The sequence below is a fragment of the Campylobacter concisus genome (assembly GCF_002165785.1).
GTDB lineage: Bacteria > Campylobacterota > Campylobacteria > Campylobacterales > Campylobacteraceae > Campylobacter_A > Campylobacter_A concisus_W.
Genome location: NZ_NDYO01000012.1, coordinates 138925 through 150974, shown reverse-complemented (window position 1 = coordinate 150974; position 12050 = coordinate 138925). Strand labels below are relative to the sequence as shown.

The 12050-nt window shown below is 35.7% G+C and carries 15 protein-coding genes and 1 pseudogene; 14 read left to right on the top strand and 2 right to left on the bottom strand.

Translation table 11 applies throughout. The annotated features are described in order from the left end of the window. From B9N62_RS09400 to B9N62_RS09390, 3 genes and pseudogenes are all read left to right on the top strand, one after another. A pseudogene (locus B9N62_RS09400) lies at window positions 1-497 on the top strand (thioredoxin reductase); the annotation flags it as partial. Window positions 498-912: 415 nt separating this feature from the next. Further along, window positions 913-2103 (top strand): NifS family cysteine desulfurase, encoded by a 1191-nt coding sequence (locus tag B9N62_RS09395; protein WP_087585266.1) that lies wholly within the window; start codon window positions 913-915, stop codon window positions 2101-2103. 18 nt (window positions 2104-2121) lie between these two features. Next, on the top strand, window positions 2122-3114 hold the full coding sequence (locus tag B9N62_RS09390) for an iron-sulfur cluster assembly scaffold protein NifU (RefSeq protein WP_054196048.1): 993 nt from the start codon (window positions 2122-2124) through the stop codon (window positions 3112-3114). A gap of 30 nt (window positions 3115-3144) precedes the next feature. Here the strand turns inward: B9N62_RS09390 and miaA are convergent, their stop codons facing one another. Further along, a complete protein-coding gene (gene miaA, locus B9N62_RS09385) occupies window positions 3145-4020 on the bottom strand; it encodes a tRNA (adenosine(37)-N6)-dimethylallyltransferase MiaA (protein WP_087585265.1) in 876 nt (291 codons plus the stop codon). 2 nt (window positions 4021-4022) lie between these two features. Then, the gene (locus B9N62_RS09380; RefSeq protein WP_087585264.1) at window positions 4023-5237 is read right to left on the bottom strand and encodes an FAD-dependent oxidoreductase; all 1215 of its coding nucleotides are present in this window, start codon (window positions 5235-5237) and stop codon (window positions 4023-4025) included. Between the two features lie 105 nt (window positions 5238-5342). On the opposite strand from B9N62_RS09380, the gene mqnP reads away from it, so the two are divergent. From mqnP to rsmI, 11 genes are all read left to right on the top strand, one after another. After that, a complete protein-coding gene (mqnP, locus tag B9N62_RS09375; RefSeq protein WP_087585263.1) occupies window positions 5343-6203 on the top strand; it encodes a menaquinone biosynthesis prenyltransferase MqnP in 861 nt (286 codons plus the stop codon). Next, on the top strand, window positions 6200-6721 hold the full coding sequence (locus tag B9N62_RS09370; protein WP_087585262.1) for a hypothetical protein: 522 nt from the start codon (window positions 6200-6202) through the stop codon (window positions 6719-6721). Before mqnP ends, B9N62_RS09370 begins: the two co-directional genes overlap by 4 nt. Before the next feature lie 9 nt (window positions 6722-6730). Then, complete coding sequence (locus B9N62_RS09365; protein ID WP_087585261.1) at window positions 6731-7237, top strand: DUF6115 domain-containing protein; 507 nt, start codon at window positions 6731-6733, stop codon at window positions 7235-7237. A gap of 138 nt (window positions 7238-7375) precedes the next feature. Next, window positions 7376-8344: a GTP 3',8-cyclase MoaA gene (gene moaA / locus B9N62_RS09360; RefSeq protein WP_072593973.1), complete on the top strand. Its 969-nt coding sequence runs from the start codon at window positions 7376-7378 to the stop codon at window positions 8342-8344. Continuing rightward, window positions 8344-9099: a 7-carboxy-7-deazaguanine synthase QueE gene (locus tag B9N62_RS09355; RefSeq protein WP_087585260.1), complete on the top strand. Its 756-nt coding sequence runs from the start codon at window positions 8344-8346 to the stop codon at window positions 9097-9099. Before moaA ends, B9N62_RS09355 begins: the two co-directional genes overlap by 1 nt. Then, the gene (locus B9N62_RS09350; protein WP_087585259.1) at window positions 9099-9680 is read left to right on the top strand and encodes a 6-pyruvoyl trahydropterin synthase family protein; all 582 of its coding nucleotides are present in this window, start codon (window positions 9099-9101) and stop codon (window positions 9678-9680) included. Before B9N62_RS09355 ends, B9N62_RS09350 begins: the two co-directional genes overlap by 1 nt. Then, entirely contained in the window at window positions 9680-9883 is a 204-nt protein-coding gene (locus tag B9N62_RS09345; protein ID WP_087585258.1) for a hypothetical protein, read from the top strand. Before B9N62_RS09350 ends, B9N62_RS09345 begins: the two co-directional genes overlap by 1 nt. Beyond that, window positions 9880-10281 carry a hypothetical protein gene (locus B9N62_RS09340; RefSeq protein WP_087585257.1) on the top strand — a complete coding sequence of 134 codons (402 nt, stop codon included), beginning with the start codon at window positions 9880-9882 and terminating at the stop codon, window positions 10279-10281. Before B9N62_RS09345 ends, B9N62_RS09340 begins: the two co-directional genes overlap by 4 nt. Then, window positions 10282-10938, top strand: a complete 657-nt coding sequence (locus B9N62_RS09335) for a 16S rRNA (uracil(1498)-N(3))-methyltransferase (protein ID WP_087585256.1) — start codon at window positions 10282-10284, stop codon at window positions 10936-10938. It abuts the gene before it with no gap. Between the two features lie 83 nt (window positions 10939-11021). After that, window positions 11022-11222, top strand: a complete 201-nt coding sequence (rpmE, locus tag B9N62_RS09330; RefSeq protein WP_002942443.1) for a 50S ribosomal protein L31 — start codon at window positions 11022-11024, stop codon at window positions 11220-11222. 3 nt (window positions 11223-11225) lie between these two features. After that, complete coding sequence (rsmI, locus tag B9N62_RS09325; RefSeq protein ID WP_087585255.1) at window positions 11226-12041, top strand: 16S rRNA (cytidine(1402)-2'-O)-methyltransferase; 816 nt, start codon at window positions 11226-11228, stop codon at window positions 12039-12041. Window positions 12042-12050 lie beyond the last annotated feature (9 nt).

The window sequence follows — 12050 nt, the reverse complement described above, 5'->3', positions numbered from 1 at the left end:
TGCCCTATCTTGATGAGATAGTAGGAAGCTATTTCGTGATGGATTTTAATAGGGACAATTTGGTAGTTATACCAAGTGGTGGTTTTCATGCTGGACTAAGGGAGATAGTAGAGGAAAAAGGTGAACTATTAGATCCTAGAGACATCGATGCAAATGAGACTACAAGAAATGAATTTGATAACTTTATAAAGAAAGTTCTAGATGACAATAAAGAGGATTTTAAAGGTGGGTTTCCTGCGGAGTGGGATGAAAGAAGACTATCTCTTTACATCGACTCCACCCTCCTAGAAGCTAAAATAATGTCCCTAACCCCACCAGAGGGCTACCCAAATGCACCATACTATAACACTCCAGAAGAGCTAACAAGACTATATGAGGCTGGTAAATTAGATAAAAAGCTAAATCCACTAACGCCAGTAATGTATAGAGAAAGTTTTCCTGAAGATCTTAGAGCTAAGATACTAAGCTATGCCAAAGAGCATAATATAAAGGAATAAATAATAAATTTAATATCTTTGACTCCACTTGAAACCAAATATAAATATATTAAGCCACTACAATCAAAGACATAGGCATCTATATGGTAACCGACCTAATAGAACTTTATAAAACCTCATATGAAAAACTAGAAGAAAACTATAAAAAGGTAATGCACGCAGGCAATATGTTTATCACACTATAAACTTAAAAAAATGAATTAATTTTAGGAGATAATTAGACCTTTTTTATAAGAAAAATCGCAAATAGCGATCTATACAAATCTTGATAAAGAATTTCAATATATTTTAATATCAAAATGAGCTAAATTTTGAAAAAATTAAAGCATATTTTTAAACTTGCTTTTAACCTTTTTGTTATAATATCCCATCAAAAATAAAAAGGATATTTTTTATCCTAATTAAGGTTTTAAATTTGAGAGTATATTTAGACAATAACGCTACAACAATGGTTGATCCTGAAGCTTTTGAGCTTATGAAACCATATTTTTGTGAAAAATACGGCAATCCAAATTCACTTCATAAATTTGGCTCTGAAACACATCCAGCTTTAAGAACAGCACTAGATCAGCTCTACACTGGGTTAAACGCAAAAGATAGTGATGATATCGTCGTTACCTCATGTGCAACTGAGAGCAACAACTGGGTAGTAAAAGGCATCTACTTTGACAAAATAGCAACTGGCGAGAGGAAGCGTATCGTAACAACCGCAGTTGAACATCCAGCTATTTTGGCGACTTGTAAATTTTTAGAAAAATATGGCGTAGAGCTTACTGTTTTAGATGTAAATAACGATGGTATAGTCACACCAGAACAGCTAAGAGCTGTAATGGATGAGAATGTAGCACTTGTTTCTATAATGAGCGCAAATAACGAAACTGGCATGATCTTTCCTGTAAAAGAGCTTGCTAGTATCGCTCATGAATATGGAGCTTTATTCCACACGGATGCGGTTCAAGCAGTTGGTAAGATCAAGATAAATGTTCAAGACCTTGACGTTGATTTTTTAAGCTTTTCTGCGCATAAATTTCACGGACCAAAGGGTGTTGGAGCACTATTTATAAAAAATAGTATGCCACTAAGTAGCTTGCTTCACGGTGGCGAGCATATGGGTGGACGCAGAAGTGGCACGCTCGATGTACCTGGCATCATCGGTATGGGTAAAGCACTCGAACTGGCAAATAAATTTATGGATTATGAGCACTCTCATGTTCGCCGTTTGCGTGATAAGCTTGAAGATGCAATTTTAAAAATTCCTGACGTTAGTGTTGTAGGGAAAAAAGAACAACGTGTGCCAAATACCATTTTAGCTTCTATAAAAGGCGTTGAAGGTGAAGCTATGCTTTGGGATCTAAACAAAGCTGGCATCGCAGCTTCAACTGGCTCAGCATGTGCAAGTGAAACATTAGAGAGTAACCCAATAATGGAGGCCATAGGGGCAGATAAAGAGCTGGCTCACACCGCACTTAGACTATCTCTTTCTAGATTTAATACAGAAGAAGAGATTGATTATGCGATCGAGCATATAACAAAAGCGGTAAATAGACTAAGAGGTATCTCTAGTACATTTGCCTACGCCCCAGAATGGCATAAGAGCGGATTATAAAATTTAAAGGAAAATAACATGGCAAAGAATAATTTGATCGGAGGCTCTATCTGGGATGAGTATTCTAAGGTAGTGCAAGACAGGATGAATAATCCTAAATTTATGGGAGAGATAACCGAAGAAGATGCTAAAAAAGCAAATGCAAAGCTTATTGTGGCTGACTTTGGTGCAGAAAGTTGCGGTGATGCGGTTAGGCTATACTGGCTTGTTGATGAAAAGACAGACAAAATAATAGATGCTAAATTTAAAAGCTTTGGCTGTGGCACAGCGATAGCTAGCTCTGATACGATGGCTGAGCTTTGTATCGGCAAAACAGTTGATGAAGCAGTCAAGATCACAAACCTTGATGTCGAAAAGGCTATGCGCGACAATCCAGAAACGCCAGCAGTTCCACCTCAAAAGATGCACTGCTCAGTTATGGCGTATGACGTTATAAAAGCAGCAGCTGCAAGCTATAAAGGCATAGACCCAGAGCATTTTGAAGATGAGATCATCGTTTGCGAGTGCGCTAGGGTAAGCCTTGGTACGATTAAAGAAGTGATAAGACTAAATGACCTTCACACAGTTGAGGAGATTACGCAATACACCAAAGCTGGTGCATTTTGCAAGTCTTGCGTAAAGCCTGGTGGCCATGAAAAAAGAGAATATTATTTGGTAGATATTTTGCGTGATACTAGGGCTGAGATGGAGCGTGAGAAGATCGAAGCTCAGGCAAATGCCCAAGCAAATCACACTTTAGGTGACATTAGCTTTGAAAATATGACGATGGTAGGGCAGCTAAAGGCAGTAGAGTCTGTCATAGATAAAGAAATTCGCCCAATGCTCGAGATGGATGGTGGAAATTTAGAAATTTTAGATATTAGAAATGATAACGGCGAAAATACTGATATTTATATCCGCTATCTTGGTGCTTGCTCGGGCTGTGCAAGTGGCTCAACTGGCACTCTTTATGCGATTGAAAATGTCTTGCAAGAGAGCTTAAGCCCAAAAATTAGGGTTATGCCTATTTGATTTTATTAACTAGCCCTTGTGGGCTAGTTTTTATTCTCTTAAAAATTTTAAAATTTCACTTCTAATTTGGTTCAAATCACCTACAAATTTTTTTTCAAACTGTGAGCGATTAAAGGTTCTCTGACGTTTTGCTAACTGAGCCGTGTGCGTAGCTATGAGTTCTTCAAGCTCGTTTTGAGAAATTTCTTTATCTAAAACTTGCTTGCACTCTTTTAAACCTATTGATTTTAGGGGTTTTGGCTCACTTTTGTATTTATCAAATAAAAATTTTGCCTCATCTATGAGCCCAGCTTCAAGCATACCTTTTGTTCTCATTTTGATACGTTCTCTAAGCTCATCTTTATCCCATAAAATTTCAAATATCGCCAGCTCTTTTACGATACTCTCTTTAGTATTTTCTCTTAGCCAAATGCTTGGAATTTGGCTACTAAATTTATAAATTTGATACCATTTTTCGAGGCGATAAGAGTCATTTTGACTAAATTTACTTGCAAACTCAGAATCAATTTTTACAGCTAGCTCATAAATTTCTTCATTGCTTAAATTTAGCTCACATTTTGGCACATCTGGTGCAAGTCCGCTAAGCATTGATTTTAGATAAAAGCCGCTACCTCCTGTAATGATGAGTGGGCAGTCTTGTGAGCGCGCAAAATTCTTTGCATTTTTATAAATTTCAAAAAATGCCCCAACGCTAAATTCTTCATCAGGATAAATTTCATCTACACCAAAGTGCTTTATGGCTTCAAGCTGCTCTTTATTTGGCTTTGCGCTGGCGATATCTATCTCTTTATAAAGTGCAAGCGAATCAAGACTTAAGATGATGCCGTTAAGCTTCTTTGCAAGCTCAAATGCAAGATCGCTTTTGCCGCTTGCTGTGGTGCCAATTATTGCAAATTCTTTAAACAAGTCTAGCCCTCGTAAAACGAGCTAAAGAGTAAAATTTCATCATTTTCATCGTTATTTTTGCTATCTTTTATAAGACTAGCCAAAATACCAGCAAAATACGGAGCAAAGCTAAGCTCATTTAGTCCATAAGCTTGGTTATAGACCAAGTTGCTATATACGCTATCGCGTCCAAGAGCCGGCTTATCGTTTGAGCTAAGAAGCACGTAGTTTGCTCTAAAGCTAGGCTCTTTTAGCTCGCTTATGCCAAGATGTATCTTTAGCTCATTTAAAAATGCATTAATCTTTTCAGTTTTAACAAGCGTATCGATAGCGCCGACTTGTAAATTTGTAATAATCGTAACGCCATTTTTAGTTGGATAAATTTTGGCAAATAAATCATTTAAAATGATTGGTTTTTTAGGAATTTGCCCTTCATTTAGGCTAAGATCAATAGTATAAAATTTAGCCAAAATCGCATTTAAGCTCGTGCCTAGCTTATTTGAAAGCTCTAAATTTTTTGAAGCGATCACAAAGCTATTGGCCTCATATTCGCCGTTATTGCCGGTAGCTTTTTGCACTATTTGCCCCTGCGTTTTTAGCTCATAAATTTCATCATTTATAAATTTTGCCCCGAGAGAATTTAACTCATTTATCAAAGCTTTTTTGAGCTCATTTGTATCAATACTTGCGTTTTTGGCTAAATTTATAGCGCCTTTTATGTTTTTATTTATTAGTCCAAAATTTGCAAGCTCTTTATCTACGCTTAAAATTTCTTGCTCGCTATGGGCAACCTTTGTCTCATCAAGCCTTTTTTTAAAGCTTTCGTCATTGCTAAAAAGTAGATAAATACCGCTCTCATCGAAATTTATCTGCGGATATTTGTTGTTTAGCTCTCTTAAAATTTCAAAGCTTTTCTTACCAAATTTTGAAAACAAAATTTGCATCTTTTTGTCGTGAGCTTTAGTTGATTTAAGTGTAAAATTTGTCATCCAAGCTCTAAAATTTTCATTTAAGCAAATACTTATATCAAGCTCGCTTTTTTTGCTAACTAGCCCCATAAATGAGCTAGATATCGCTCCATCTTTTGCAAGAGCGTGTGTGCCAAAAGGCGTTAAAATTCCATTCGTAAAATCATCTTTTTGGTTGCTAATAATTAAAATTTCTTCACCTTTTTTAGCTAATTCGTAAGCCGTAAATAACGCACTAAAACTATCTCCAATAATCGCTATTTTGCCCATAATAACCCTTTGTTTTAAATTATTCTTGTAATGATAATATAAATTCAAATTTAAAGCAAAATGGTGTAAAATCAACCATTTTTAAAGAAAATGGAAATTTATCAAATGATAGAAAAATTAAAAATTATCGCTGAACTTATCGTTTTTAAGCATTCTGTTTTTGCTTTGCCTTTTATTTTTGTTGCGATGATAGTTGCTAGCAAGATAGAAAGTGGCTCGGCTTGGTTTGGCTTTAAACTGCTTATTCTAGGTACTTTTTGCGCTGTTAGTGCTAGAAATTTTGCTATGGCTTTTAATAGATACAAAGATGAAGATATCGATAAGCTAAATCCGCGAACTGCGAGCCGTCCAAGCGTTGATGGTCGTATCGGTAGGAGCAATATGCAGCTTTTTATCGTGGCAAATGCGTTTGTTTTTATCGTATGTGCTTATTTTATAAATTCGCTCGCATTTTGGCTAAGTTTTCCTATTTTAGCTGTTCTTGGTGGGTATTCGCTATTTAAACGCTTTAGTGAGCTAGCGCACCTGGTGCTTGGCCTTAGCCTAGGTCTTGCTCCAATCGCTGGCGTGGTCGCAGTGAGCGCTGCTATACCGCTTTGGAGCGTACTACTTTGCCTTGGAGTGACATTTTGGGTAGCTGGATTTGACCTGCTTTACTCGCTTCAAGATATGAAATTTGATAAAGAAAACAAGCTCTTTAGCATACCAGCTATTTACGGCGACAAGGCTACGCTTTTTTTATCGGCTATTTTTCATGCTTTAGCTTTTATATTTTGGCTACTTTTTGCTTGGGCAGCTGGGCTTGGAGCGATGGCATTTTTTGGAATTTTAGTAAGTGGCGTTATTTTATTTTTTGAGCATAGGATCGTAAGACGCGACTTTAGCAAGATAGATAGAGCATTTTTTACGTTAAATGGCTATTTGGGAATTTTATTTTTTATCTTTGTTTGGATTAGCGTATTATGAGTGAGATTAAGCTGTTTAAAGCGCCTCTTGATATGGAATTTGAGTCTGATAAAGATGGGAGCGAGAGATTTAAAAGAGAGTTTGACTCCATCTTGCCGGGCGAAGAGGACGCGCTTGGGGCTTGGCTAAAACGAGCTAAATCACGTGGCGAAACCAAAGAGAGCGATCAAGTTTTATTAACTTTACTGATCGAGCTTCATAGAAAAGTTGATGCGCTGAGTGATTATATTAAAAATGAATATAAGCAATATTTGCCACTAAAAGAGAGAGCGAGTATCGAAGAAATAGGCTTTACACATATCAAAATAAGCGAAGAAAAATTTATAAAAGATGAAATTTACTACGCAAGGATTGCTATGCCTATCTTCCCAAAGAGAAATTTGAGCCTTTATTTAAGGGCTGTTAGCGAAAATTTAGCAAAGATAGAAAATATGCACGAAGAGGATGAAGCCGACTGGAACGCTTACGTAACAGCTAGAGAGCGTGTAATGATAAGAGAAATGAGAGCGAATTCATAAAGGAAAAATATGGAAATTTATATTTTTTTAGGCTTTGGTATCGTTTTGGCGATAATAGTAGTTTTAATGTTGATAAAAGATAGTGAGACAAATAAAAAATTTGCGAGATTTGAGCGAGCGATAGAAAGCGTTATGCAAGAAAATTTCAATCTAAAAAAGCAAATTTCAATGCTTGAGGGCGAGGCGTTTAAAAATAGTGAACAATATGAGCCACTTAAAAAACAGATAAAAGAAAATATTGATTTGCAAATAAATGAGAAAATTGTACCAATAATTCGTGCGATTAAGAGCATCGAGCGAGTAATTGATGATTTTGCAACAGAGCAAAAAGATAGGATAGTTAGTCTTGAAGAGAGAACAAGAGATATTAATAAAATCGCACCAAGCGTCATCAATGAAGAAGAGCAAATTTTAAAAATGTTTAAAGATGGAAAAAGTGCAGCGATGATCGCAAAGGACCTTCATGTTGGAATGGGGCGAGTCGAGTTTGTGCTTAAATTTCATAAATTAGCCTAAATTTACAGGCTAATTTTAAAAAGACTAATCCACTCTTAAACTACAAAAATTGCCTTAAATTTTTATTTTGATTTAAATCTTTTAACATATAATTGAAAAAATTATAAAAAGCTCTAGCCAAGCTTAAGAAGGTGCTTTATGCTAATCGATAAATATGGTCGGGTTGTTGATTATTTAAGAATTTCTGTAACTCAGCGTTGCAACTTTAGATGCAGGTATTGTATGCCTACAACGCCATTTAGCTGGACGCCAAGAGAGAATTTATTAACCTTTGAGGAGCTATTTTTATTTGTAAAAGTGGCTATCGATGAAGGTATAAAAAAGATAAGAATCACTGGTGGTGAACCGCTTGTACGTAAGGATTTAGACGTTTTTATAAAGATGATAAGTGATTATAATCCAGACATCGATCTAGCACTTACTACAAATGGCTATATGCTTTCGCACTTTGCCAAAAGGCTAAAAGACGCTGGACTAAAGCGCATAAATATGTCGCTTGATACGCTAAATGAGCAAAAGGCTAAATTTATCGCACAAAAAAGCGTCTTGCACGAAGTTTTAGCTGGCTTTGAAGCAGCTCATGATGCTGGATTAAAGGTAAAAATCAACACTGTCGCACTAAAAGGTGTAAATGATGATGAGCTTATAAATTTGCTCGAGTTTGCTAAATTTAGAGATTCTCAGATCAGATTTATTGAGTATATGGAAAATTCACACGCAAAAGATGATCTAAAAGGGCTAAGTAGCGATGAAATTTTAAAAATCATCTCACAAAAATATAATGTTACGAAAGATGGAAAACTACCAAATGCGCCTGCGTCTATTTATAGACTTGATGATGGTTATAAATTTGGCATCATAGATCCACACAAGCACGATTTTTGCGAGAGTTGCAACCGTATCAGGCTAAGTGCTGAGGGACTTTTGATACCTTGCCTATACTTTGAAGAGGCTCTTAGTATCAAAAAAGCAGTTGAAAAAGGTGATATTGTAGCCGCAAGTGAAATTTTAAGGCAAGTGCTAGCAAATAAACCAAAAGAGAACAAATGGGCGATAGGTGCTAGCAATGAAACCTCTTCGCGTGCCTTTTATCAAACTGGTGGTTGATGAGCAAAGAGCTAGAGCTAGTTGAGGCGTTTTTAAGCATCCAAGGCGAAGGAGCTTACCAAGGTAGACTCGCTATATTTTTACGCTTTTTAGGCTGCAACTTAAACTGCTCTGGCTTTGGCGTGCAAACAAAGTCTTTAAAAACTGGCGAAAGCTTACTAGGATGTGATAGCATAAGGGCTGTTTTTAAAGGGCATTTTAATTATAAAATTTATAGTGTAGATGAAATTTTAGGCATAGTTGATAACCTATGCAAAGGCTTAATGCAAAAACCGATCATTGTTTTAACTGGTGGCGAGCCTCTCATCTGGCATGAAAATGGAAATTTTATAAATTTGGTAAAGAAATTGCTTGAAGATTATGAAGTGCATTTTGAGACGAACGGTACTATCTTAATTGATTTTGCTAAATATGAAATTTATAAAAAATGCCATTTTGCACTTGGAGTAAAGCTCACAAATAGCGGAGTTAGCGAGCAAAAACGCATAAATTTAGACGCTATTTTAGCTATTAAAAATAATGCAAGAAGTAGCTTTTTAAAATTTGTCCTCTCGCGCTTTGACAAAAGCGAGTTTGACGAGATTATAAATATAAAAAATCAAGCTGATTTGCCAGTTTGGTGTATGGCAATAGGGGCGAATAGGGCTGAGCTAAACGAAAATGCTTTAAAAACAGCAGAATTTGCCATAAAGTATGGATTTAACTACTCAGAGCGTATCCACATCAGGCTTTGGAGCGATAAAGAAGGTGTTTGATGATTATTAGAAAGCTTTTTAGATTTGAAAATGCACATATTGTGAGATTTTGCAGCTCAAAGCGTTGTAGGACTAGCATCCACGGGCACAGCTATGTGGCTGAAATTTTACTTAGCTCAAATTTTCTTGATAATGCCGGCATGGTCTATGATTTTGGCTTAATGAAGCAAAATATAAAAACGATAATTGATAGTTTTGATCACGCTACAACAATATTTTCAGGCGATAATGATGAATATAAAAATGATCTAAAAAAGCACTCGGCAAGATGGATTGAGATCCCGCTAAATCCAAGTGCAGAGCAGTTTTGCCGTATATTTTTTGTGCTCATAGAAAGACTACTTAAGCTTAGTGTGATGAATAACGGCGAGCGTGAAGTGAAGCTTCATAGCATTATCGTGCATGAGACTGATACTGGCTATGCACAGTGCTTTAAAGAGGACGCCGTAAATGCGCAAATGGGTGAAATAAAGCTAGATGACATCAAATTTTCAGACGCTATCATAGAAGAGTGGGAAGATAAAAATTTATTCGAGAAGATGAAAAATAGGTTAAAAATAGAAATTCCAAAGGACGTTTGATGAAAAAAATTATAACTTCTTTTTTATTTATAGCTGGTCTATTTGTGGGTTGTGGAGATAAAGATGAGGCTAAAAATGATATTAGCGAGCCAGTGCCGAGTGACGTGACCATAGCCCAACCAGACGCAAATGTCACAATCGATGAACAACTCCCGCCTGAGCCAGTCGTCGAAGAGAACGAGTCTTCCAAAGAGAAGAAATGAACGAGCATCTCTCCTCACTTTTTGCATACACCTTACCTTTTCATGTGATATTTTTTTATGCGCTAGTTGCCTGTAATATACTTTATTTAATACTTACTCAGTTTGGCAGCAATAGCAAAAACTATGTGCTTCGTATAAGATATTTTTTACCGATTTATCATATGTTGCTTAGTTTTCTTGTGCTAACTGGACTTATTTTATGGGCGTATTACGGATATGAGTTTAAATTTAATGCCATAAAAATGTTAATTATCTTAATAATTTTAATCGCACTTAGTGCTATAGGGTTTAAAAGGCTAAAAATTTATGCAGCTAATGGCGACTTAGAAAAATTTAAAAAATTCGCCCTTATTAAGGGATTTTGTGATCTTGTTTTAGTTGTAGTTGCAGGGATTTAGATGAAATTTTTATATGATAAAAATGCAGGTAATGAAAACTTAAAGATAGTAAATGAGGCTTTTTTGCACCTAAAAGCTAGAAGAATGCAAACTGGTGAGCGAATAAGTGTTAGAAATTTACGAGATTTTAAAGAGTATATCTATGAAATTGATGAGATTGATAGGCGAAGTGCGAGCTTAAGCCTTATTTTTGCCAGCTCAAATGGCGAGCAAAAATTCGACTTTACGATCGCTTGGGCTATCGTTGATCCAAAGACGATAGAAAAGACATTATCATTTTTAAACGAACTTGGCGTTGGTAAAATAGCTTTTGTCTATACTAAATTTTCTCAAGCAAATTTTAAGATAGATATTGAAAGGCTAAACTACATAAATGCTCTCTCTTGCGAGCAGTGCGGACGAACTTCATTAATGGAGTTTGAAATTTATAAAAATTTGGACGAGCTAATGAGTGTTTATAAAAATGTCTCAACTATAAATTTTGGTGGTAAAAGCTTAAATGAGAAAAAAGATGATGAGCTTTTAATAATTGGTCCAGAGGGTGGATTTAGCGAGGATGAGACGGCTAAATTTAAAAATAGCTACTGCCTAAATACTAAAAACATTTTAAGATCACAGACCGCGGTTATCTCAGTAGCGGCAAAATTCCTGGCTTAATTTATTTGATTTTTAGATTTCTTTTTATATAATCAGCAACTTTTAATGTAGATAATTAGCCCAAAAATAATAAAGGAAAAATGATGAAAAAAGATATCCATCCAGAATACGTAGATTGCACTGTAACTTGTGCTTGCGGAAACACTTTTAAAACAAAGTCAAACAAAAGCGAGATCAGAATTGACATTTGCGATAAGTGCCACCCATTTTTCACAGGCAGCGAAAAGATAGTTGATAGCGCTGGCCGTGTTGAGAAATTTAAGAAAAAATACGCTCAAAAATAAGCCTTGCTCTACTTTATTCCTACTCCAATAGGAAATTTAGAAGATATCTCGCTTCGTGCGATTAGAATTTTGCGTGAATGCGAGATAGCTATCTGCGAAGATACAAGAGTCTGCAAAAGTCTTATAAACTTGCTAAATGAACGCTTTAACGCAAGTATAAATATTTCAAAATTTATTTCACTTCACACTCACAACGAAAATGATTTTTTTGTAAATTTAAGTGATGATTTTTTTAGTAAAAATATAGCCTACATGAGTGATGCTGGTATGCCAGGTATCAGCGATCCTGGAGTAAGTCTAGTAAGATACGCTCAAAAAAATAACATTGAATATGAAATTTTAAGTGGAGCAAATGCCGCACTTTTAAGTGTGGTTGCAAGTGGACTTTGTGATAAGGAATTTATCTTTTTGGGCTTTTTGCCAAACACTGGTAGAGATAGAGCCCTCGCTATCCAAAATGCTCTAAATTTAGCCTATCCAGCCGTTATTTACGAAAGTCCAAAACGCATACTAGGCTTAGTACAAAGCATCGCAAATCTAGAGCCTGAAAGAGAAATTTTTGCCATAAAAGAGGCCACTAAAAAATTTGAGAGTAAGTTTAAAGATAGTGCTAAAAATTTAGTCCAAATTTTAGAAAAAGCAAATTTAAGTGGAGAGTGGGCAGTTGTCATCTCAAAAAGTGACAAAACATCCACTCAAAATATTACAAAAGATGAGATACTTTCGCTTGATCTTGCCCCAAAAGTAAAAGCAAAATTGCTTAACAAAATAACTGGAGAAGATGTAAAAAAGATATATGATGAGCTTATAAAAGCTTAAATTATAGGC

Excerpts from the sequence above, each read along its gene's own strand:
- B9N62_RS09390 (WP_054196048.1), top strand. The coding sequence starts at position 2,122 with ATGGCAAAGAATAATTTGATCGGAGGCTCTATCTGGGATGAGTATTCT.
- B9N62_RS09380 (WP_087585264.1), bottom strand. The coding sequence starts at position 5,237 with ATGGGCAAAATAGCGATTATTGGAGATAGTTTTAGTGCGTTATTTACG.
- mqnP (WP_087585263.1), top strand. The coding sequence starts at position 5,343 with ATGATAGAAAAATTAAAAATTATCGCTGAACTTATCGTTTTTAAGCAT.
- B9N62_RS09370 (WP_087585262.1), top strand. The coding sequence starts at position 6,200 with ATGAGTGAGATTAAGCTGTTTAAAGCGCCTCTTGATATGGAATTTGAG.
- B9N62_RS09365 (WP_087585261.1), top strand. The coding sequence starts at position 6,731 with ATGGAAATTTATATTTTTTTAGGCTTTGGTATCGTTTTGGCGATAATA.
- moaA (WP_072593973.1), top strand. The coding sequence starts at position 7,376 with ATGCTAATCGATAAATATGGTCGGGTTGTTGATTATTTAAGAATTTCT.
- B9N62_RS09355 (WP_087585260.1), top strand. The coding sequence starts at position 8,344 with ATGAGCAAAGAGCTAGAGCTAGTTGAGGCGTTTTTAAGCATCCAAGGC.
- B9N62_RS09350 (WP_087585259.1), top strand. The coding sequence starts at position 9,099 with ATGATTATTAGAAAGCTTTTTAGATTTGAAAATGCACATATTGTGAGA.
- B9N62_RS09345 (WP_087585258.1), top strand. The coding sequence starts at position 9,680 with ATGAAAAAAATTATAACTTCTTTTTTATTTATAGCTGGTCTATTTGTG.
- B9N62_RS09340 (WP_087585257.1), top strand. The coding sequence starts at position 9,880 with ATGAACGAGCATCTCTCCTCACTTTTTGCATACACCTTACCTTTTCAT.
- B9N62_RS09335 (WP_087585256.1), top strand. The coding sequence starts at position 10,282 with ATGAAATTTTTATATGATAAAAATGCAGGTAATGAAAACTTAAAGATA.
- rpmE (WP_002942443.1), top strand. The coding sequence starts at position 11,022 with ATGAAAAAAGATATCCATCCAGAATACGTAGATTGCACTGTAACTTGT.